1 protein-coding gene is annotated in these 25,966 nt (G+C 69.5%); it reads right to left on the bottom strand.

Features of this window, described 5'->3' with window-relative positions; genetic code table 11:
• Positions 1-87 precede the first annotated feature (87 nt).
• Positions 88-25,962 (bottom strand): non-ribosomal peptide synthase/polyketide synthase, encoded by a 25,875-nt coding sequence (locus tag NVU01S_RS03855; protein ID WP_043664931.1) that lies wholly within the window; start codon positions 25,960-25,962, stop codon positions 88-90.
• Positions 25,963-25,966 lie beyond the last annotated feature (4 nt).

Consider the following 25,966-nt stretch of genomic DNA (forward strand, 5'->3'; position numbering starts at 1 on the left):
CGTGGCGTCCGTCGTCGTCCGCTCGGACGGTAACAGCCCGGGTTCGCCCCTCGGGAGCAGTGAGTTCTAGGGGCCGCGAGGTTGCTGTCACGACTCCTTTGCTCGGAGCAGTTCGTTCAGGATCGGGCCGATCGCGCCGGCGGCTCGCGGGTTCATCATTCCCGTGTGCCACTCGTCGATCGGTATCTCCTGAATGGGCCCGGTGATGTGCCCGCGCCAGGTTTGCGCGATCTGGTCGCGGTATGACTCGCGGGCGGCGACGAAGAGCACGGCGTCGCCGTCGAAAGACCCGGGTGTATGCGGCACCGGAGCCATGAAGCTCTCCGTTACCCGCTGCACCTGTTGCGTGGTCAGGATGCCTTCGCTGCTGAGTCGCTGCGCGAGTAGCGGGAACAGCTTTTCGGGATCGTCGATCTGCTGCTCATCGGTCATGCCGAGGAAATCGCGCCAGCCACGCAGGAATTCGGTCAATGCCCGGCGGCCCTGCACGTCATCGGGCTCGGACGCGGGTGACAGCTCGAGGTTCTCCGCGATACCGGTATCCACGAGGGCGAGCAGGCCGACCGGGTGACCCAGCTGTTGCAGCCGAGCCGCCATGGCGTGCGCGATCTTTCCGCCCAGCGACCACCCGAGCAGATGGAACGTGGTGTCCGGGAACGACTTCAACAGCTCGTCGACGTAACGCTCGGCGTACGCCTCCACTGATTCCAGACGCGCACCGTCCTCGACGATATAGGGATCCTGCAAGCCGTACACGGGTCGGTCCGCATCCAGATGCCCGGCGAGTGCGCCGTACACCCACGCGAGTCCGCCGCCCGGATGGACGCAGAACAACGGGGTGGCACGCCCTGCCGACCGCAGCGGCGTCAGCACGCCGAGCGAGACGCCCAACTCCGACTGCGGTTGCGCCAGATACCGCGCGAGGGAAGCAGGTGTCGAGTCCGCGAAGATCAGTCGATACGGCACGGCGGTCCCGGTGCGCGAACGCAGGCGGGCCACCAACTGCATGGCGACCACCGAGGTGCCGCCCAGGGTGAAGAAGTCGTCGTCGGCACCCACCCGCGCCGCGCCGAGCACCTCGGCGAACACCGCGACCACGATCTCCTCGAGCGGGGTCGCAGGGGCTCGATACGGCGCGACCACGAACTCCGGTGCGGGCAGGGCACGCCGGTCCACCTTCCCATTCCCGGTGAGCGGCAAGGCATCCAGCACGGTCACGGTGTCGGGGACCATGTACGACGGCAATCGCTGCGCCGCCGCCTGCCGGATCCTCACCGCGTCGACCTCGCGCCGATCCGCGACGACGACATAGGCCGCCAAGCGGACATCGCCGCTGTCACCGGCGTGAACGGTGACCACCGCGTGCCGTACCTCGTCCGATCCGGCCAGCGCCGCTTCGATTTCGCCGAGCTCGAGGCGCTGACCCCGAATCTTGACCTGACCGTCGGCGCGACCCACGAACAGCAACACCGCATCGTCCGCACCGACGGCCTGCCACCGCACCAGATCTCCGGTCCGGTACATCAGCGAACCCGCCGCCCCGAACGGATCGGCCACGAACGATGACGCGGACAACCCCGCCCGGTTCAGATATCCGCGTGCCACACCGGGACCGGCCGCGTACAACTCACCGACCGCACCCGGCGGCACCGGCCGCAGCGACGAATCCAGCACCGTCAACCGCACGCCGGGAATCGGGCCGCCCAGCGACACCGGAGCACCGACCGCCAGCTGCGCGCCCGCGACCCAGATGGTCGCCTCGGTCGGCCCGTACAGGTTGAACACCGCACGGACCCCGGCGGCATCCGTACCCGACCACCGCCGCACCAACTCCGGCGGACAGGCTTCGGCACCGGTCAGCAGCACCCGCAGGTCGTCGAGCCCGCCCGGATCGACCGAGAGGCCGACCGCGGGCGACAGGAACGCGTGCGTAACGCGGCCGGCCCGCATCAGCTGCGCCAGCGGGTCTCCCGCGAAGGCATCGGCGGGAGCCACTACCAATGCGGCACCGGCCGGCACGGCCAGCAGCATTTCCAGCATCGCCGCGTCGAAAGTGCGTGCGGCAACAGCCAATACCCGCGACGCTGCGTCGACCTGGAACCTCGAGCCCTGGACCGTCGCGACGGCCGCCAGGCCCATATGGGTTACGGCCACGCCCTTCGGGGTGCCGGTCGAACCAGAGGTGTAAACGATGTAGGCAGTATTGACCGGCCGAACCGACGCGCCCCGGTCGAGATCGGTGACCGGCGCGGCACTGCACCGGGACACGTCGAGCCGGTCCAGGTCGATCAGCCGCGCGTCAGCAGTGCCCCACTCGACCGCATCCGCAGTGGAACCTGTTGCTTGCGCGATGTTTTCACTGCCACCGAGAACGATCGCGGCTGCACAATCGGCGAGGATGACCCGATTGCGTTCGGCCGGATGCGCGGGATCGATCGATACGAACGCAGCACCGGTCTTGGCGACGGCCCATACCGTGCGGAACCACGCCGCCGAACGCGGAACCACCAGCGCGACCACGGTTTCCGGGCCCGCTCCCGCATCGATCAGGACCCGCGCACATCGGTTCGACCAGTCGTCCAGCTCGCGGTAGGTCCACTCGACCCCGGCGTCGATGACCGCGAGCCGATCCGCGTGCTCGACGGCGGCTCGACCGAGGATCTCGGCCAAGGTGATCGGTTCGGGCCCCGGTCCACCGGCACCCCACGCCGACAGCACCTTTCGCTCACTCGCGTCGAGCACCTCGAGCTCGCGCACCCGCACCGCGGGATCGGCGACCACCGCGTCGATGATGCGCCCGAAGCGCCGCCCCAGTGCGGCAATCGTCGGCTGATCGAAAAGGTCTCGGGCATAGCTCATCCCGATCAGCAGGCCGCCGTCCGCGTCCGGGGTATCGGACACGGTGACGGTGAGGTCGAAACGTTCGACCTCGGCACCGAGATCCATCGGCGTGCATCGGAGCCCCGGCAGTTGCGCGCCGGTCAGTTCGAGGTCGAGGTGCTGGGACGCCAGCATCACCTGGAACAACGGATGGTGCGACTGCGACCGTGGCGGATCGACGGCCTCCACGACTCGCTCGAAGGGGATGTCCGCGTGTGCGAACGCCGCGAGATCGACGCGGCGGCACTGATCCAGCAGATCACCGAACGAGGCGGACGCATCGACCTGAGTGCGCAGCACCAGCGTGTTGACGAACATGCCGACCAAGCCGTCCAATGCGGCGGCACCCCGTCCCGCGATCGGCGTACCGATCGCGATATCGCCGCTGCCCGACAACCGCGCCAGCAATGCCGCCAGAGCCGCGTGCACCACCATGAAGGTCGTCGAGTGCCGCGCACGTGCGACCCGGTGCAGGCCGGCCACCGTATCCGCCGCCACCGCAAACGAATACGTGCCACCGCGGTGCGTGGCCGCGGCGGGCCGGGGCCGGTCGGCGGGCAGCTCCAGCCGATCCGGCAAGCCCGCCAGCTGCTCGGTCCAATACGCGAGCTGGCGGCCCGAGACGCTCGCCGGGTCGGACTCCGCTCCCAGCATTTCCCGCTGCCACAGTGTGTAATCCGCGTATTGCACCGGCAGCGGGCCCGCCCACGCCGGTTCCCGGCCCGCCCGCCGCGCCGCGTACGCCAGCGACAGATCCTGTGCCAACGGCGCCAGGGACCAACCGTCCGCCGCGATGTGATGCAGCACGAGCACGAGCACGTACTCCTCGAAACCGCTGTCCAGCAAGGTAACCCGCAACGGGAACGCACTCGACAGCTCGAAACCTTCCCGCACCAGCGGCAACACGGCATTCTCGAGTTCGGCCGGCTCGACGGTCCGCACCTCGACCGGCAGCACGGCCTCGGCCACCGGCACGATCCGCTGGTACGGATTCCCGTCCCGGTCCGGGAAGACCGTGCGCAAGGTTTCGTGGCGGGCGACGAGATCACCGAGGGCGGCGATCATCGCCGGGACATCCAGCGCACCGGTCAAGCGCAGCACGAGCGGAATGTTGTAGGCCGGTGAGTCCGGTTCGAGCCGGTTGAGGAACCACATCCGCCACTGCGCGAACGACAACGGCAGATACTCGGGCCGTGCGCGCACCAGCAACCGGGGCCGGGCCGGGTCCGCGGCACCGGTCGAGCGCGCACCGAGTATCCGAGCCAGACCGGTGACGGTCGGGGTATCGAACACGTCCCGCACGCTCACCTCGGTGCCCGCCACCGCGCTCACCCGCGCCGCCACCCGGGTCGCCGACAACGAGTGTCCGCCCAGCGCGAAGAAGTCGTCGTCGGCACCGACCCGATCGATGCCCAACACCTCGGCGTACACCGCGATCACGAGTTCCTCGAACGGCGTGGCGGCGGCCCGATACGGCACGGCCGACCGGTCCGGGGCAGGCAGCGCGCGCCGATCCAGCTTGCCGGTCGAGGTCAGTGGCAGTTCGTCCAGTACCGCGACGGAGTCGGGCACCATGTACGACGGCAACCGCTGCGCGACCGACCGCCGGACCGCTTCGGGATCGAGCACGTGCCCGGGCGCCGCGGTGACATAGGCGGCCAAGCGCACTGCGCCGCTCGGCGCATCGACAGCGTTGTCTTCGGCGGTATGCGGCACGACCACCGCATGCCGCACCTCGGCCAATCCGGCCAGCACGCTTTCGATTTCGCCGAGTTCGAGCCGCTGCGCCCGGATCTTGACCTGACGATCGGAGCGGCCGGCGAACATCAACGCCCGCTGCCCGCCCGACCGCGCCCACCGCACCAAGTCGCCCGTGCGGTACATCCGCGATCCGGGCGGCCCGAAGGGGTCTGCGACGAACGACGCCGCGGTCGAGCCCCTCCGCTCGAGATACCCGCGCGCGACACCTGGTCCGGCCGTGTACAACTCCCCCACGACACCTGGCGGCACCGGACGCAGGTACCTGTCCAACACCATGACCTGGGTGCCGGTGATCGGCCCGCCCAACGACACCGGTTCGCCCGCACGCAATTCGGCGGCGGTGACCCAGATCGTGGCCTCGCTCGGGCCGTACAGGTTGTGCAGCGCACGAACACCGGCGTCGTCGGTACCGGACCACTGCCGCACCAGTGCGGGCGGACACGCTTCGCCGGCCACCATCAGTACCCGTAAACCGTTGAGCCGCTCGGCTGCCAACGTGGCGGCCACAGCCGGCGTCAGGCACGCATGCGTGACACCTTCGGCGTCGATCAATTCCGTGAGCGAGTCGCCGGCGAAGACGTCACCCGCGGCAACGACCAGGGTCGCGCCGACCGAGACCACGGACATCAACTCGAAGACCGCCGCATCGAACGTGCGGGCGGACACGGCCAATACCCGCGAGTCCGGGCTGAGATCGAACCGCAGGCGCTGCGCGGCCGCGACGGCGGCGAGACCGGCGTGGGTGACGGCGACGCCCTTCGGCGTACCGGTCGTCCCCGAGGTGTATACGACATAGGCGTTGTTGCCGGGCCGCACCGCAGCGCGCCGGTCGTGGTCGGTCAACGGTGCGTCGCGGTACCCACCGAGAGCGAGCCGCTCCGGATCGAGCACCGCGATGCCGGCCCCACGCAATTCCGCGATAGCCGATCCGGCTGCGGCACCGGCGGATTCCCCGTCGACGAGCACAACGGTCGCGGCGACGTCGTCGAGGACGAAACGGTTGCGCTCCCACAGTTGCGCGGGGTCGATGGACACGAAGGCAGCACCGGTCTTCACGACCGCCCACACCGCCCGCACCCAGGCCGCTGAGCGCGCGATCGCGAGCGCCACCACTGTTTCCGGACCGGCGCCCTGGTCGATCAGTGCCCGTGCGCAGCGGTTCGACCACCGATCCAGTTCCCGATACGTCAGGCGATCGCGCGCGTCCACGACCGCGAGGTGATCGGGGAATTCGGCGGCCACCCCCGCCAGCATCTCGTCCAGCGTCCGCGCGACCGGTCCGGGTCCGCCATCGCCCCACTCCCGCAACGACTCCCGTTCCCGTACCTCGAGCACGGCCAACTCACGCAGCACGCGCGTCGGATCGGCGACGACCGCACGCAGGATCGACTCCAGCCGCCGCGCCATGTCCGCGACCGTCGACCGGTCGAACAGGTCCGTCGCATAACCGACGGTGATCGGGACCGCACCGTTCACGTCCGGAATGTCGGCGACGGTGATGGACAGATCGAACCGTTCGACTCCGGCTTCGAGGTGCACGGGAGTGACCGCGATACCCGGCAACTGCACGGACGTCGGATCCAGGTCGAGATTCTGGAACGCGAGCATTACTTGGAACAGCGGATGGTGGGCCTGAGACCTGGGCAGGTCGACGGCCTCCACCACGCGTTCGAACGGAATGTCCGCATTGGCGAACGCGTCGAGATCCACCTGCCGCACGTGATCGAGCAGGTCCGCGAACGAGTCGGCCTCGACGATCCGCGTCCGCAGCACCAGCGTGTTGACGAACATGCCGACCACGTCGTCCAGCGCGGCCGCGCCGCGCCCCGCGATCGGCGTACCGACCGCGATGTCGTCGGCGCCGGACAATCGCGACAGCAACAGCGCCAGCGCCGCATGGCACACCATGAACACCGTCGTCTCCTGGGCCTGCGCCAGTTCGCCGATCCGGGCGAACAGTTCGGCGTCCAGCGCGAACGAATAGCTGCCGCCTGCTTGCGCAGCCACCATCGGTCGCGGCCGATCGGCGGGCAGCTCCAGCCGTTCCGGCACACCGGCCAAATGCGTTGTCCAATAGGCGAGCTGGCGCGCCATCGCAGACTCGGGGTCGGTCTCCGAACCCAGCATCTCGCGCTGCCAGAGGGTGTAGTCCGCGTACTGGACCGGCAACGGACCCCACTCGGGTGCCCGCCCGGCTCGTCGCGCCGCATAGGCGGTGGACAGGTCGCGCGCCAGCGGCGCGATCGACCACCCGTCGGCGGCGATGTGATGGATCGCCAGCGCCAGCACGTACTCACCGGAACCGCAGTCCAGCAACGTGACCCGCAACGGCAGCTCGGATGACAGGTCGAACCCCTGGCGAACGGCTTCGGCCATCGCAGTGGCGAGCTGGGCCGAATCCACCGGCCGCACTTCGACGGGCACTGCCGCCGCTTCGGCGGGCAACACTCGCTGGAACGGCGTCCCTTCGTCGTCCGGGTACACCGTGCGCAGGCTCTCGTGCCGCTCCAGCACATCGGCGAGCGCCGCGGCCAGGGCCGCCGTGTCCAGATCGCCGGTCAGCCGCAGCACCAGCGGGATGGTGTATCCCGCTGCCGCGCCTTGGAATCGGTTGATGAACCACATCCGCAGCTGCGCGAACGACAGCGGCACCCGGTCGGGTCGTGCCCGGGCAACGAGAGCCGGCTGCGCCGCACCACGGGCCGCGGCATCCAGCACCCGCGCCAGCCGCGCGGGCGTCGGCGCCTCGAACACCTCGCGCACACCGATCCGGACAGCGGCCGTCGCGGACAAGCGCGACGTCACGCGCATCGCCGACAGCGAATGCCCACCGAGCGCGAAGAAGTCGTCGTCCGCACCCACCCGGTCCACGCCGAGCAGCTCGGCGAACACGTCCGCCACCAGTTGTTCGGTCGGGGTCGCCGGCGCACGGTACGCCCGGATGACCTGCTCCGGCTCCGGCAGAGCCGCACGATCCAGTTTGCCGCTCACCGTGAGCGGCAGCTCGGTCAGCACCACACACGCGTCCGGCACCATGTGCGCGGGCAACCGTTCTCCGGCGGCGGCCAGCACTCGGTCCGGCTCGAGCTCGGTACCGACGAGATAGCCGATGAGCCGGTCGGATTCGGCGCGATGCACCACGACGGCTCGGTGCACGCCCGGCTGCGCCGCGAGCACGGCTTCGATCTCGCCCAGCTCGATCCGCTGCCCACGCACCTTGACCTGGAAGTCGTTGCGTCCGAGGAATTCCAGGTCGCCCTGCGCGGTCCAGCAGACCAGGTCGCCGGTCCGGTACAGGCGAGACCCCTTGCGATCGAACGGATTCGCGACGAAGGACGCGGCCGTCAGCGCCGACCGGTTCAGATATCCCCTCGCCTGTTGGACACCGCCGAGGTACAGCTCCCCGCGCACGCCCACCGGCACCGGCCGCAACAACGAGTCCAGCACGACCGCCTCGACACCACGGATCGGCCGGCCGAGCGTCACCGGCGCATCGGGGGCCATCGGCTCGCTGATCGTTGTGACGATGACCGTCTCGGTCGGTCCGTACGCGATGTACAGCTGCCGGTCCGGCGCCCAGCTCGAGACCAGTTCCGCCGGCACTCGTTCACCACCGGTGACCAGTACCCGCAGCGACGCCAACCCGCCCGGCGACATGGTCGCCAGCACGCTGGTCGTCACGAAGGCATGCGAAACCCGATGCCGGGCGATGATTTCCGCGAGCTGCGCGCCGCCGAAGACGTCCGGTGGCGACACCACGAGCGCGGCCCCGTTCGGATGTGCCATCAGCAGTTCCATCATGACCGCGTCGAAACCTGGCGCCGAGACCGCCAACACGCGCGCATTCGTGTCCACCCGGTACCGCGCGCGCTGCTCGGCGGTGAAGTTCGCCAAGCCATCGTGGGTGACCACAACGCCTTTCGGCGTGCCCGTGGACCCGGAAGTGTAGATCACGTAGGCGGCGTGACCGGACCGGAGCGGGCGGACCCGGTCCGCGTCGGTCACGGCGGTCGTGGAGAATTCGGCAAGGCGCGCAGACAGGTCCGGCGCGTCGAGGAGCACCCGATCGAGTGTCTCCGGCACCGTGCCCACCGTGCTCGTCACCGACAGTGCAAGGCGCACATCGGCATCGGCGGTCATGCCCGCCACCCGGTCCGATGGATGGCGCGGATCGATCGGGACGAAGGCCGCACCGGCCTTGGTCACGGCCCACAGTCCGACCAGGAATTCGATCCCTCGCGGCATCGCCAGCGCGACGGCGTCGCCCGGCCCGAGACCGTGTCCGATCAGCAACCGTGCCAACTGGTTCGAACGGCTGTCCAACGCACCGAAACTCAGCAACGTCGTATCCGATACCACCGCCGGTGCGGCGGGATCGATCGCGGCGCCCGCACCGAGCAGGTCCGCCAACACCCGCGCCGGCTCCGCCGGACGGCCGCGCACCGGCACCAGCCGAGCCTGCTCGGCCGGGGTCAACAGCTCGATCGACGCCGCCGAGACCGAGGTGTCGGCCGTGATCGCGGCCAGCACGTGCGCGAGCCGGTCGGCACAGGCCTGCACCTGCGCCTGCTCGAAAACACCGGGACGGTACTGCAATTGCGCCCGGAACGGCTGCCCCTTGACCACCACCAGCGCGAGCGGATAGTGCGCGGCGTCGTTCGACCGCAACTCCTCGACGCGCATGCCGTCGATCGCCGCGGCCTGTGCCGCGAGCGCGGCCTCGTCGACGGGATAGGACTCGAACACCAGGACCGTGTCGAACAGCGCCGAGACCCCCAGTGCCGCATGGATATCGGTCAGGCCGACCTGATGGTGCCCCAGCAGCTCCGACTGCTCCGCCTGCACCCGCTGCAACAGTGAAGCAAAGGGTTCGCCCGGGTAGTTGCGGACCCGCACGGGAACGGTGTTGATGAACAAGCCGACTGCGGACTCGATGCCGGGCAGCTCCGCGGGCCGCCCGGATACCGTCGTGCCGAACACGACGTCGGCGCGACCGGCCAGGCAGCCCAGCACGATCGCCCACGCCACCTGGAACACGGTGTTCACCGTGACCCCGGCGGACGACGCCGCGGCCAGCAGCTGTGCGGTGCTCTGGTCGTCCAATTCCACTGGGACGGAGCCCATTCGCGTCGCCGTATCCTGCGCGGCGGTGCGCGGGGCGAGCAGCGTCGCGTCGGCGCCGTCGAGCGCGTCTCGCCAGACCTGCAGCGAGGCTTGCCGATCCTGGCGACCCAGCCAGTCGAGGTAGGAGCGATACACACCGGCCGGTTCCGCGCGCACGGCCGCGCCCGGCTCCGCGTAGACCGCCAGCAGAGTGCGCAGCAGCGTCGGCATCGACCAACCGTCGAACAGCACGTGATGGTACGAGAGCAACAGCGTGTACCGATCGCCGGCCAGCGCGACCAGGGTGCAGCGCAGCAGCGGCGCGTTCCCGAGATCGAACGGCTCGGCCTTGTCCCTGTCGAGCACTGCCGCCAGGGCGGACTCCGCCGCCGCGCCTGTCATCGCGCGCAGGTCGACCTCGCGCCACGGCACCGGCACGTCGCCGAGGACGAGTTGCACGCCCGCACCGGCGGTGTCGGTGCCGAAGGCCACCCGGAGATTCGGATACTGCCGCAGCAGGAACCCGGCCGCGTGGCGCAGTCGTGCCGCGTCGACGTGTCCGGACAGGGTGATCGCGAGCTGGACCGCATACACGTCGATCGCCGACTCGGCCAGCTGCGCATGGAACAGCAGGCCGGTCTGCAACGGCGACAACGGCCATACATCGACCAAGCTCGGGTACCGCGCCTCCCAGGCCGCGATATCGGATTGGGTCACCCGCATCAGCGGGAAATCCGACGGTGTGTGCCCACCGGCGTGCGGCCGGTCCAGCCGGGCGACGACGGCATGCAGAGCTTCGACCCACAAGTGGGCCAGCGCATCGACTTCCGCAGCATCGAGCACGGCCTCGCGGTAACCGAAGGTGGCCGACAATCGGCCCTCGGTGACGACCGCCGTGATGTCGACGGTCGCCGTCGACATGGCGTGCAGATCCGCGTCGGCGAGCGGAGCACCGAGTTCGTCGGTGACGGCGAACTCGGCAGCCCCTGTCCCGCTGGCGGATCCGTTCGGCGACAGCTGACCGAGGTAGTTGAAGGCGAGCTGCGCCGGCAGCTCGGCAGGCAGTGCCCCCACGGTTTCCGGGTTGAGATAGCGCAGCAGCCCGTAGCCGATGCCGTGGTCCGGGACCGCGCGCAGCTGCTCTTTGGTGCTCTTGACCGCCGTCTCGATGGCGGGCCCGCCGGCATAGGCCGCTTCGAGATCGATTCCCGCCAGATCGATCCGGACCGGATAGACGGTCGTGAACCAACCGACCGTCGCGGTCAGATCCGCGCCCGCGACCACCTGTTCTTCGCGGCCGTGGCCCTCCAACCGCAGCAGGGTCGACGGCTCGGACCCGCCCCGACCGGCCCGCCAGCGCGTCACGGCCAGTGCCAGTGCGGCGACCAGCGCGTCCTGGACGTCGCCGTGGAAGGCGGCGGGCACCCGGGTCAGCAACGCCTCGGTGATATCGGAGGCGACCTGCACTCGCCGAACGCGCACCGCGCCTGCGGGTTCGACCGCCCCGGATCCGAGCAGCGGGTCCGGACCGTCGACGATCCGTTGCCACAGCGGCAGTTCCGCAACCCGCTGCGACGAACGCGCCGCCTCGGCCAAACCATGGGACCAACGCCGCATCGACGTGCCCACCGGCGGCATCGACACTGTGGTACCGGCACGGTACTGCTGCCACGCCGACATCAGGTCCGGCAGCAGGATGCGCCAGGAAACGCCGTCGACCACGAGGTGATGGGCGACGACGATCAGCTGTCCGGGCTGCGCCACATCTGTCGTCGTAACCCAAATTACTTGTAGCACAACACCATTGGCCGGGTCCAGCCGCGAGAGCGCGGACTGCACCGCACGTTGCACGTGCTGATCGCGGCGCTGCGCGTCGCTGTCCGGGATGACGATCGGATGCACCAGCGACGCCACGTCCACCGACCCGCTCGGCCGAGCCTCGAGCCGCCAGTCCCGCCCGTCGTGCCACAGCCGGGCTCGCAACATGTCGTGCCGGTCGAGCACCGCCGTCACGATCGCCACCAGCCCGGCACGGTCCAGTCCGGCCGGTGCGGTGAGTACCAGGGTCTGGTTGAACCGCCGGAAATCGCCGTGTTCCACCATCCACCGGACGATCGGAGTCAGCGGCAGCTCACCGAGGCCGCCGCCGGGCAACTCGGCGAGTGTCGCGGCGGGCTCGACGGCTGCGGCCACCCGCGCCAGCGCGGCCACCGTGCGGGCCTCGAAGACCTGCTTGGGGGTGAACACCACCCCGCGGTCCTTCGCCCGTGCTACGAGTTGGATCGAGACGATGCTGTCGCCGCCGAGGGCGAAGAAGTCGTCGTCGGCGCCCACCCGCTGCACGCCGAGGACTTGCGCGAAGACCGCGGCCACGATCTCTTCGGCAGCGGTCGCGGGGGCCCGGTAGGTCGTGATGGCCCAACGTGGTTCCGGCAATGCGCGCCGATCGACCTTCCCGCTCGCGGTCAGCGGCAGTTCGGCAAGCACGGTGACGACGTCGGGGACCATGTACGACGGGAGTTTCTGCGCCGCGGCCGCGCGCAGAACGGTCGGATCAGGCAGCTGCCCTGTCGCGGGGGTGACGTAAGCGGCCAGCCGCGCGGTGCCACCGTGCTCGATCTGGGTGACCACGGCACGTTCGACTTCGTCGAATCCGGCCAGCACGGTTTCGATTTCGCCCAGTTCCAGCCGCTGACCGCGGAGCTTGACCTGATTGTCGGCGCGACCGACCACGACCAAGACCCCGTCGTCGGCGCCATTCGGCAACCACCGCACCAGATCTCCGGTGCGGTACATCCGCGATCCGGTCGGGCCGAAGGGATCCGCCACGAACGCGGCCGATGTCGCGCCGACCCGGTCGAGATATCCACGGGCGACACCGGGTCCGGCGACGTACAGCTCGCCGACGACGCCCGGGGGCACCGGGTTCAGCCAGGCATCGAGAACCGCCACCCGGAACCCTGGAATCGGACCGCCTACCGAAACCTGATCACCGGCAGTCAATTCCGCACCGGCCACCCACACCGTGGCCTCACTGGGCCCGTACAGGTTGTGCACGCTGCGGATGCCCGCGGCATCGGTGCGCGACCAGCGTTGCACCAGCGCGGGCGGGCAGGCTTCGGCCCCGGTCAACAGGACTCGAAGATCGTCCAGCCCGGCCGCCTCGATCGAGAGCGCGACCATCGGCGACAGGAAGCAGTGGGTGATGCGTTGCGCGCGCAGCAATGCGGCCAACGGTGGCCCTGCGACGACGTCGTCGGGTGCGATGACCAACGCAGCGCCGACCGGTATCGCGAGCAGTAGCTCGAAGATCGCCGCGTCGAAAGTGCGCGCGGCGACGGCCATTACCCGGGAGTCGGTCGTCATCCGATGGTCCCGATGCGTAGCCGCCACGATCGCGGACAACCCCGCGTGGGTGACCGCAACGCCTTTGGGGGTGCCCGTCGAACCCGAGGTGTAGACGACATAGGCGGTGTTGTCCGGTCGCACCGCGGCGACCCGATCCGCGTCCCGGATCGGGGTGGCAGGTTGCGCCGAGAGATCCAACCGGTCCAGGTCGAGCACGGGGGTTCCGGGCAGCTCCCGATCCCCGGTTGTCGCCGCGGCACTTTCACCACTTGTGAGCACCATTACCGCCGCACAGTCGGCCAGGATGCCGCGATTGCGCTCCCGCGGCTGCGCCGGATCGAGCGAGACGAAGGCGGCGCCCGTTCGCACGACCGCCCACACCGCGCGCATCCAGTCCGCCGATCGCGGGATCGCGATGGCCACCACGGTTTCCGGACCGGCACCGTGCTCGATCAGCGCCCGCGCGCACCGGTTCGACCAATCATCGAGATCCCGGTACGTCCATTCCCGTACCGCGTCCACGACCGCCGGTCGCGTCGGAAATTCCGTCGCGGCGCGCGCGAGCACACCGGGCAACGTGTCCGACGCAGCGCAGGCACCGCCATCGGACCACTGGCGCAACAGCATTCGCTCGTCGGCCGCGAGCAGGTCCAGGGCACGCAGATCGGCCGTCGGATCAGCCGCCACCGCACGCATGGTGCGCTGGAAGCGACGCGCGAAGGCGGCGATGGTCGAGTGATCGAACAGGTCCAGCGCGTAGCCGATGGTGATCGGCACACCGCCCTCGGCGTCACCGGTCGGGCCGGACGGGAAGTCGGCCACCGTGACGGTGAGATCGAAACGTTCGACCCCGATATCGAGACTCGACAGGGGCTCGACGTCGAGCCCGGGCAAGCGCGCCAGGGCCGGGTCCAGGTCGAGGTTCTGGAAGGCCAGCATCACCTGGAACAACGGGTGATGAGCTCGGCTGCGGGGTGGGTCGAGGGCCTCGACGACGCGCTCGAACGGGATGTCGGCGTGCGCGAACGCATCCAAGTCCACCTGCCGGCACTGGTCGAGCAGGTCGGTGAACGAACCCGCCTGATCGACCCGGGTACGCAGGACGAGGGTGTTGACGAACATGCCGACCAAACCGTCCAATGCGGACGCGCCGCGGCCCGCGATCGGCGTCCCCACCGCCACGTCGGTGCTGCCCGTCAGGCGCGCCAGCAGCACTGCCAGCGCGGCGTGCACCACCATGAACACCGTCACCTGATGGGCTCGCGCCACCGCCGCCAATCCGGCTACCGTCGCGGCGTCCAGGGTGCACGAATAGCTACCGCCGCGTTGCGAAGCCACCATCGGCCGCGGCCGATCGGCAGGCAACTCCAACCGCTCGGGCAACTCGGCCAAATGCGCTGTCCAGTAGGCGAGTTGCCGTGCGGCCAGGCTGTCCGGGTCGGACTCCGCACCGAGCGACGCGCGTTGCCACAGCGTGTAGTCGGCGTACTGCACCGGCAATGGCGGGTATTCGGGAGTCCGCCCGGCGCGACGCGCGGTGTACGCCATCGACAGGTCGCGCACCAGCGGTGCGATCGACCACCCGTCGGCGATGATGTGATGCAGCACCACGACCAGCGTGTGATCGTCGGACGTACGGCGCAGCAGCGTGATTCGCCACGGCGGTCGCGCGGAGACGTCGAAGCCCTGGCGCACGATGCTCGTGATGCGCTCGGACAGACCCTGCGAATCAATTGTCTCCGTGGGCAATCCCGCGACACCGTCGAACGGCAGAATGTGCTGGCACGGTATGCCCTGTTCGTCGGGGAACACCGTGCGCAGGCTCTCGTGCCGGGCCACCAGATCACCGACCGCGGCCGACAATGCCGCGGCGTCCAGCTGCCCGCGCAGCCGCAACACCATCGCGACGTTGTACGCGGGTGAATCCGGTTCGAATCGGTTGATGAACCACATCCGAGACTGCGCGAACGACAACGGTATTCGGACAGGCCGGTCCTGCGGCACCAACGCCGGGCCCCGCTGCGCGGTGGCGTCGGCGCAACGGGCGGCCAGTACGCCGGCCAACCGGGCCGCGGTCGGCGCGTCGAACACGTCGCGCACCTCGACCGTCAGGCCCGTCGCCGCCGCCACGCGGGCCGCGACGCGCGTCGCCGAGAGCGAATGCCCGCCCAGCGCGAAGAAGTCGTCGTCGGCACCGACCCGGTCGGCGCCGAGCACCTCCGCGAAGACCGCGACGACAATCTCCTCGTCCGGTGTCGCGGGCGCGCGATAGGCCGAGGTGGCCAGCTGCGGCGCGGGCAGCGCACGGCGATCCACCTTGCCGTTGGGTGTCAGCGGGAACTCGTCCAGTACCACGATGGCCGCGGGCACCATGAACTCGGGCAGGCGATCCGCGCTGAACTCCCGGATCTCGGCCACCAGGTCGGTGATCCCCGGATCGTTGACGTAGGTACCCAACGTGGCCAACGGCTCGGTGCTCGAATAGATCTCGTCGAACACCGTGGCCTCGTCGGCACCGTGTGTCAGCACCGCATCCATCCGGCCGGCCACCGGCGCCCAGGTGACGGCCGCGGTGAAGCCCAATTCCGCGGCGAGCGTGCGGATCTCGTGCGGCAGCACACCAGTGGCGGTGCTGTCCAGGTCCAGATCGGCGATCAGCTCGTGCTCGGCCGCGCGGTCGAGGACGCGCGTGATCGCGTCGTCCACCGCGGTACCGGCTTGCGGTATGCCGACGAGTCGCAGACTCTCGGGACGCTCGGCCACCAGATGCGCGCGCAACGCCGCCAGATCACCGAAGTCGGACCAGTCGCGCTGCGGCACCGCGGCGACCGACCGCACCTGCGCCGGGGATTTGTGCAGGACCACGTCGTAGCGATATCGCGTCAGCTCGTTGTCGACCGGTGCGTACTTCAATTCGATATCCACCGCGGCCACCGCGGCGATCCGGTCCCGCAATGCGCGGAAGAACTCGGGGGCCACCAGCAATTCCTGCTCGGCCAGCAACGCGCGCCGCGCTCGCTCGCGCACGGCCGCCACCGTGTCCGCGGCATCGCTACGGGCCAGCTGGGTGCCGGTCGCGAATTGCCGCAGCAGCGTCAGGTTGCGGATATCGCCGAGGAACAGTGCACCACCGGGCACCAGCAAACCCATGGCCTTTTCGATCACGTCGATCAGGTACGCGGCGTTCGGGAAGTACTGCGCTACCGAATTCACCACCACGACGTCGAACCGGTCCATCGGCAGGTCCGCGACGTCGTCGGCGGACTGCACCCGCAAGCGCACCCGATCCGCCCAGTCGACCGCCGATTCGGCCAACCGCGCGCGGAGATTGCCGATGGTCGCCGCCGAGAAGTCGGTGCACCAGTATTCCTCGCACTGTGCCGCCAACCGCGACATCAGCAAACCCGACCCGACGCCGATCTCCAGCACCCGCACCGGTCGCAAGCCGAGAATCCGGGCCACGACCGCGTCCCGCCATTCCCGCATCTGCGCCACGGGAATCGGCTGCCCGGTGTAGCTGCTGTTCCAGCCGCCGAAATCCGCGTCCAACGCCATCGGCTCGGCCACCGCGTCCGCGGTGTCGAGGTAGCTTTCCTTGCCTGCGTACAGGTTGTCGTAGACCTGTCGCCAATGATCGATCAGCTCGGTGGCCCGGTCGTCGTTGTCGGAAACCGCCGTTTCGCGGTCGAGCACGACATAGGCGACGAGCTGTTTGTCGACCGTGTCCGCGGCTGGGGCAGAGGCGATATCGCGCGCGACGACCACGGCGCGCGCGACCGCCGGGTGCGCCACCAAGGCCGCCTCGACCTCGCCGGGTTCGATCCGGTATCCGCGCACCTTGACCTGGTCGTCGGCGCGGCCCGCGAATTCGAGCACCCCGCGGCGGGTCCACCGCACCACATCGCCGGTGCGGTACATCCGCTCGGCGACACCGAACGGGCAGGCCACGAACCGCTGCGCGGTCAACCCGAGCCGTCCCGCATACCCACGCGCCAATTGCGTTCCGGCGACGTACAATTCGCCCGCCACACCGACCGGGACCGGACGCAGTCGCGAATCGAGAATGAACACCCGCACATTCGGCACCGGAGCGCCGATCGGTACCCGCGCATCGGCGGTCCAGTCGTGCGTGGCACGGATCTCATGGGTCGATACACACACCGTGTTCTCGGTCGGCCCGTACGCGTTGGCGATGTCGACGCCCGGCCAGCGCACCCGAAATTGCGCTACCGCAGCCGAACTCAGCGCGTCGCCACCCGTCACGACCTGACGCACCGGACCGGCGTCGAGTTCGGCCCCCGCGGTCGCGAGCAACTCGAACAGGGCCGTCGTCACGAATATCGTCGTGACGCGGAGGCGGTTGACCGTGCGCAGCAACACGGTGAGATCGAGCCGGTCGGGCGGCGCGATGACGATCGCCGACCCGGCCAGCAACGCGGGCCACAACTCGTACGCCGACGCGTCGAACGCCATCGACGAGTGCAGCAGCACCCGCTCGCCCGGACCGCCGGGCCATCCGTACAGCGCCATGTTCATGACGGCCCCATGCTCGACCACCACGCCCTTCGGCCGCCCCGTCGAGCCCGACGTGTAGATCACGTACGCAGCGTCGCCGGCCGACAACGAAGGCAGCGCGGGCGTGGCCCCGAATGCCTCGCCCACATCGTCCACGCACAACGACGCGCGCCCACGCAACGGCAGCACGGCCGCCCCGGCAACGGTCGTCAGCACGAGCACCGGATCGGCGTCGTCGAAGATGAACTCGAGCCGATCACGCGGATACTCGACATCGATGGGCAGATACGCGCCCCCGGCCACCACCACGGCCAGTACCGCGGTCACCAGATCCACCGACCGCGGCAACGCCACGGCCACCACCGACCCACGCCGGACACCCCGGGCGGCCAGCATCCGCGCCAAATCGTCTACCCGCACGGCCAATTCGCGATAGGTGAGGTCGCCGTCGCCGTGCGCGACAGCCACCGCCTCCGGCGCGGTCGCGACGTGTCGAGCGAACAGGCTCGGCAGCGATACCGCCGCGGGCAATGGCGCCGCGGTGTCGTTCCAGACCCGCAGCACCTGCTCACGTTCCGCGGGCGCGAGGATATCCAGCTGTCCCAGGCGCATCCCGGGATCGGCGGTAACGGTATGCAACAGGCGCAGGTAGCGCGCGGCGAGGTCGGCCACGGTGGTGCGATCGAACAGATCAGTGGCGTACTCGATCCGGCCCGACAACGACGCAACGGCGGCGATGTCCACGGAATTCATCCGTTCGACCACGTCGACGTGCAGGTCGAACTTCGCGGTACCGGTGATCGCCGGCACGATCTCGACGGCCAACTCGGGCAGCCGCAGCTCGGGCAAGAGGTTGTTCTGCAACGCGAAAGACACCTGGAACAGTGAGTGATACGCCGGCGAGCGCGTCGGCTGCAGCAGCTCGACCAGCCGCTCGAAGGGCGCGTCCTGATTCTCGTAGGCGGTCAAGGCCTTTCGGCGGACCTGGTCGAGTACCTGCGCGAAGGCGGGGTCGCCGGACAGATCCACCCGCAGCACCCAGGTGTTGACGAAGAAGCCGATCAGATCGTGCGTCGCCGCGTGCGTGCGCCCGGCTACCGGGCCGCCGATGCAGATGTCCTCGCCCGCACCGACCTGCGACAGCAGCACCGCGAGCGTCGTCTGCAGCAGCATCGACACCGTGACCTGGCGCTCGTGGGCGAACTGGTACAGCCGCTCGCACAGCGCGGTATCGAAGGCGAATTCGAGTACGTCGCCACGATTGGTGGCGATCGGCGGGCGCGGGCGGTCGGCCGGCAGCGTGATCGGCTGCGGAACATCCGCCAGTTCGCGCTCCCAATAATGGAACTGGGTCGCCAGCACGCTGTCCGGATCGGACTCGTCGCCCAACGCCGCACGCTGCCACAGCGTGAAGTCCGCGTACTGCACCGGCAGGGGTGCCCACTCCGGCGCCCGCCCCTGCCTGCGAGCGGTGTACGCGGTCGTCAAGTCCCGCACGAACGGTGCGATCGACCAGCCGTCCGCGGCGATATGGTGCAGTACCAGCACCAGAATGTGGTCGTCGAAACCATTGCGCAACAGCGATACTCGCAAGGGGGTCGAGGTAGCGACGTCGAAGCCACGCCGCACGAGACGCGTCACGGTCTGCTCGAGTTCGCCCGGCTCCGGCGTACTCGTCTCAATGTGTGTCACGGCGAGTTCGACCGGCAGGACCTGCTGGAACGGCACCCCGTCCTCGTCCGGGAAGACCGTGCGCAGGCTCTCGTGCCGGGTCACCACGTCCGTCAACGCCGCAGCCAGCGCGTCCTGATCCAGTGGCCCGCGCAGACGCAGGACCATCGGGATGTTGTACGCCGGTGAGTCCGGTTCGAACCGGTTGATGAACCACAGCCGGGACTGGGCGTAGGACAACGGCATTCGCTCCGGCCGCGGCCGGGCCGCCAGTGCCGGACGCGCCGGACCGGTGGCAGCGCACCGTGCGGCGAGCGCCTGCGCCAGGTGAGCCGGAGCGGGGGCCTCGAACACGTCCCGGACACCCACCTCGATCCCCAGTACCGCGGTCAGGCGCGCGGCCACCCGCATCGCCGACAACGAGTGCCCACCCAGCGCGAAGAAGTCGTCGTCGACCCCGATCCGGTCGATGCCGAGCACCTCGGCGAAGGCGGCGACAATGTGCTCTTCGGTCGGCGTCGACGGGGGGCGGTGTGCCGCAACGGCGAAGACCGGCGCGGGCAACGCGCGTCGATCCACCTTCCCGTTGGGCGTCAACGGCAGTCGGTCCAGCACGACGATCGCGGCGGGGACCAGGTACTCCGGCAGCCGATCCGCGACGAAGCGCCGCAGCTCGTCGGCGCCGACGGTCTCCGAGCGCGCTCCGGCAGTTCGATCGAGCACGACGTACCCGATGAGCCGCTTGTCCACGCCCGCCGAATCCGCACTCGCCGTGCCGATCTCGCGCGCGATCACCACCGACTGCGACACTGCGGAGTGCGCGGTCAGCGTGTTCTCGACCTCGCCGGGTTCGATCCGGTACCCGCGCACCTTGACCTGGTCGTCGGCGCGGGTGACGAATTCCAGCACGCCCGCACGCGTCCACCGCACCACGTCACCGGTCCGGTACATGCGCGCACCGGACCCGAACGGACAGGCGCAGAACCGCTCTGCGGTCAAGCCCGCCCGGTTCCGATAGCCGCGCGCCACTTGTACTCCGGCCACATACAATTCGCCCGCGACGCCTACCGGTACCGGCCGCAGCCGCGAATCCAGCACGAACACGCGCATATTCCCGACGGGCACGCCGATCGGGACGCTGCCCCCACCCACCCACTCCGGGGAATCGGTGACCTCGTAGGTCGAGACGCACACGGTGTTCTCGGTCGGCCCATAGGCATTGACGACGGCGACGCCGGGCCAGCGGTCCCGGAACCGGGCGACTGCGCTGGGCCGCAGCGCGTCACCGGCCGTGACCACCCGGCCCACCCGACCGAGTTCCGTTTCCGGCCCCGCGCTCGCCAGCAGCTCGAACAGTGGTGTCGTCACATACAGTTCGGTCACATCGTGGCGAGTCACGGTCCGGCTCAGTTCCGCGATATCCGAACGGCCGGGCGGGGCGATGACGAGCGCCGACCCCGCCAGCAGCGCGGGCCACAGCTCATAGGCCGACGCGTCGAACGCCATCGAGGAGTGCAACAGGACCCGGCTACCCGGACCGCCGGGCCACCCGTACGTCGCCATGTTCACCACACCCCGGTGTTCGACCACCACCCCCTTCGGCCGACCCGTGGAACCCGACGTGTAGATCACGTACGCGCCATCGTCCGGCGACAGATCCGGCAGCGCGCGCGGCGCAACAGCTGCCACATCATCCACATACAGCACCGTCCGCTCCCCCACCGGCAGGCCGGCCGCCACGGCGCCCGTCGTGAGCACGAGCACCGGATCGGCATCGTCGAAGATGAACTCGAGCCGGTCTGCCGGATACTCGGGATCGATCGGCAGGTACACACCACCGGCGCACACCACGGCCAACACCGACGTCACCAGTTCGATCGAGCGCGGTACCGCGACCGCCACCACCGAACCCCGGCGCACTCCCCGCTCGGCCAGTACGCGCGCCGAAATGTCCACCCGCGTAGCCAATTCCGCATAGGTCAGCTCCGCGTCGCCGTAGCGCAGCGCGATCGCGGCCGGTGCGGCCGCGACGCGTGCCCGAAACGCCGCCACGATCGTGGTTTCCGTCGCCGCGGAGCCCTCGCGCGAGTTCCACTGCGCCAGTAGTTGTTCGCGTTCGGCAGCGGCCAGCAGGTCGATATCGGTGATCGCTGTCGTCGGATCCGCGCTCACCGCCCGCAGGACACGCAGGAAACGCTCGGCGATACCGGTCACCGTGCCGCGGTCGAAAAGGTCGGTGGCGTATTCGATCCGACCCGCCAGCACCGCGGGCGCACCCGCCGTCCCGGATCGCTCGATCAGCTCGACATGCAGATCGTTCTTGGCGCTGCCGGTACCGAAGGCCACGAATTCGGCGGCCAGGTCCGGCAGTTCGAGTGCGGGCAAGGCGTCGTTCTGCACCTCGAGCGATACCTGGAACAGCGGGTGATAGGCCGTCGACCGCACGGGGTTGAGCAGTTCCACCAGCCGCTCGAACGGCGCGTCCTGATTCTCGTAGGCGGACAGGGCTTTACGACGCACCTGGTCGAGCACCTGCTCGAAACACGGATCGCCGGACAGATCCACCCGCAACACCCAGGTGTTGACGAAGAACCCGACCAGGTCCCGCAGCGCGGCATCGGTGCGCCCGGCGACCGGGCTGCCGATCGAGACGTCCGCACCCGCACCGAGCCGCGATAGCAACACCGCCAGCGCCGCCTGCAAGACCATCGACGCGCTGACCCGATGTTCCCGCGCGAGCCGGTACAGCTCCTCACGCAAGGGGGCGTCGATGACGAATTCGACTACGTCACCGCGGTTGCTCAGCACGGGTGGGCGCGGCCGGTCGGCGGGCAGCGACAGCGGTTGCGGCGCCCCCGCCAATTCTGTTTCCCAATAACGACATTGCGCCGTCAGCACACTCTCGACCGTCGACTCGGCGCGCAGCAGCTCGTGCTGCCACAGGGCATAATCCGGGTACTGCACCGGCAGCGGGGCCCACTCCGGTACGCGTCCCGCGCGCAGTGCCGCGTAGGCCGTGGACAAGTCCAGTACCAGCGGGGCCATCGACAGACCGTCCGCAGCGATGTGATGCAGCACCAGCACCATGACGTGCTCGGCGGGGCCGCACCGCAGCACCGTCGCCCGCAACGGCAGATCCACGCGCAGGTCGAACCCGCGGCGAACCCGCTCCGCCACCACCTCGCGCCACCGTGCCGGAGCTACGGCGGCCACCTCGAGTTCCGGTACCGCCGCCGCGTTCGACAGCACCTCCTGATACGGCACTCCGCCGAAGTCGGGGTAGCGCGTCCGCAGCGCTTCGTGGCGCGCGACCACCGCGCCGAGCGCCGCGGTCAATGCCGCGGTGTCCAGCGAGCCGATCAGACGGAAGACCAGTGGCACGTTGTAGGTCGGCGACTGGGGTTCGAATCGGTTGATGAACCACATGCGCGACTGCGCGAACGACAACGGAATTCGCGCGGGCCGCGCCCGGACGGCGAGCTTCGGCCGCACCGGCCCCGCACCGGCCTCGCGTTCGCTCAGCAATCGCGCGACACCGACCGCGGTGGGCGCGTCGAATATGTCGCGCACACCGATCGCCCGGCCGGTCACCTCGGTCAGCTGCGCCGCCACCCGGGTCGCCGAGATCGAGTGCCCGCCGAGGGCGAAGAAGTCGTCATCGACCCCGACCCGGTCCACGCCGAGCGCCTCGGCGAAGGCCACGGCGGCGATCTCTTCGAGGGGCGAGGCCGGCGCACGGTAGGCCGTCATCGGCCGGCGCGGCGCGGGCAACGCCCGACGGTCCACCTTTCCGCTCGAGGTCATCGGCAATTCGTCGAGCACCGTGAGGGTTTCGGGGATCATGTACGCGGGCAGCCGGCGCGCTATCGCCTGCCGGACCGTGTCCGGATCGATGACATGGCCCGGCGCAGCGGTGAGATAGGCTGCCACACTCGCGGTTTCGGTCCCGCCGGGATTTCCGCCGACGGTGGTGACGATGGCCTGCCGCACCTCGTCCAATCCGGTCAGCGCGGCTTCGATCTCCCCGAGTTCGAGGCGCTGGCCTCGAATCTTGATCTGGGTATCGGTACGGCCGACGAAAAACAGTGTGGCACCGCCGGCCCCGCGCCGTTCCCAGCGCACCAGGTCGCCGGTGCGGTACATCCGCGCACCCGCCGGGCCGTGCGGATCGGCTACGAAGGCGGCGGCGGTCAGGCCGACCCGTCCGAGGTAGCCACGAGCCACGCCGGGGCCGGCGACATACAACTCCCCTGCCACACCGAACGGCGTGGGGCGCAGCCACTTGTCCAGCACCGCCACCCGGATCCCGGGTATCGGCGACCCCAGGGACACCTCGTCATTCGGGCACAAGGCCGCACTGGTGACCCAGATCGTGGTCTCGCTCGGCCCATACAGGTTGTACAGGCTTCGCCTACCGGCGACATCGCTCGCCGACCACTGCCGCACCAGCGCGGGTGGGCAGGGCTCACCCGCGACCATGAGCACGTGCAGGCCGTCGAGCCGCCGCGCATCGAGTGTGGCGGCGACAGCTGGAGTCAAACAGGCATGAGTCACATCATCGGCACACATCAACTCCGTCAAGGCCGCACCGGCGAAAGCGTCGACCGGAGCCACGACCAGCGCCGCCCCGACCGACACGACCGCCAGCAGCTCGAACACAGCCGCGTCGAAAGTGCGTGCCGCAACTGCCAATACCCGCGATTCGGCGTCGAGCCGATACTGCGCGCCGAGTGTGTCCGAAACCCCGGACAACCCGGCGTGGGTGACGGCCACGCCTTTCGGCGTGCCCGTCGAGCCCGAGGTGTACACGATATAGGCGGTGTTCTCGAGCCGCACCGGAGCGCGACGACCGGTCTCGGCGATCGGGGTCGCATCGAACTGCCCCCGTTCGAGCCGGTCGATATCGATCACCCGGATTCCGTGCCCGGCCAATCCGCCTGTTTCCGAGTCGGTTTCACTGCTGACCATCAGGATCGTGACGCCGCAGTCGGCCAGAATGAACCGGTTCCGCTCGCGGGGATGGGCCGGATCGAGCGCCACGAACGCGGCACCGGACTTGGCGACCGCCCACACCGTCCGCACCCATGCCGCCGAGCGGGTAACCGCCACCGCCACGGTGGTTTCCGGACCGGCACCACAGGCGATCAACGCCCGGGCGCACCGATTCGACCATTCGTCGAGCTCGCGATACGTCCAAGTGCGCGCCGCAGCTCGGACGGCGATCCGCGACGGATGCGCGGCCGCCGCCCGGGACAGCATGTGCGGCAGGGTGATCTGCTCCCCCGCCGCGCCACCGGCAGACGATTCTCGCACCAACCGGAGCTCCGCGGCGTCGAGCACACTTACCGAGCGCACCGCGATCTCGGGATCGGCGAGCACGCTCGCCAAGAAGCCGTCGAGGAAGCTCAGGAAGCGCCGGTGATGGGTGGCGACCTGCTCGCAGCTGTACACGCCGGGGTTGGCGAAGAAGTCGACCCTGGTGCTTTCGCCACCGACCGCCGGGTAGACGTTCACCGACAGATCGGAGATCAAACCGGGGCTCAAAACCTGCAACCGGCCGGTGATCTCGCCCAGGACGATCTTCGTGTCCAGGATCATCAGGTCGACCATCGGCCCGGCCGCCTGCGGAAGATGGCGGGCGGCAACCGATTCCGAGTCCTGCAGCATGTCCTCGTGCCGATACCGTTGCGCGCGCAGCACGTCCATCAGGGTGCGCTGTGTCTCCGCGAGCAGTGCCCCTATGCTCAGGCCGGGAGTCACGGTGATCCGGAACGGCACGACGTTCGCGGTCATCCCGCCGGACCGGCTCATGGACGCCGTGACCCGTGCGGACACCGGCAAACTCAGCACCACGTCGTCGGCGCCGGTCATGCGCGCCAGATACAAGCCGAACGCGGCGAGGACCAACACCGCCGGGCCGACCGAGCGCGTCTCGACCGCGGCGCGCAGCGCATCGTCGGTACCGGTGGACAGCACGGCGCTCACCGCGAGCGGATGCGCCTCGGCGAGTGCCACCCGATCGCCGAGGGTGACCGGCTCGGGCAACTCGGCCACATACTTCGACCAGAACACCCGATCGTCGTCGAAGCGTTGGGAGGCACGGTACTGCTCGTCCGCCGCGACGATCTCGCCCAGCCGCCGAATCGTCTGCGCCCCAGGCTCTGTGCCCTCGATCGCGGCGGTGTAGAGCCGTGCGCTGCGCGTGAGGATGTTCAGCGCGGCGATACCGTCCAGCACGATGTGGTGCGCGCGCAGGTACCACAACCACCGCCGCTCGGCGACCCGCACCAGCGCCCCGAGCACCACCGGCCCGTGACCGAGATCGATGGGCGTGCGGTAGTCGCTGTGCATCCAATCCAACGCCGCGGCAACCGGATCCGTGGCCGAGGCGTAGTCCAGATACCGGACCGAGCTGTTGGCGACCTCGTCCACCACCTGCCTCGGCTCACCGTCCACCTCGACCAGCCGCATGCGGCTGACCTCGAACTCGTCGAGCGCCCGCTGGAACGACGCGATCAGCTGCGCGGCGTCGAGTTCACCCGCGAGTTCCACGTACAGCGCGTTCGACAGCGGCGTGGCACCGGCCAACTGCTGCAACAGCCGGATGGCGCGCTGCGCCGCGGTCAGCGGATACGCGGTCGCCTGACGGGCCTGGGCATGCAGGGGTGATTCGTGGTCGAGCATCCCG

Source organism: Nocardia vulneris, from assembly GCF_001613425.1.
In the GTDB taxonomy this organism is placed as follows: Bacteria; Actinomycetota; Actinomycetes; order Mycobacteriales; family Mycobacteriaceae; genus Nocardia; species Nocardia vulneris.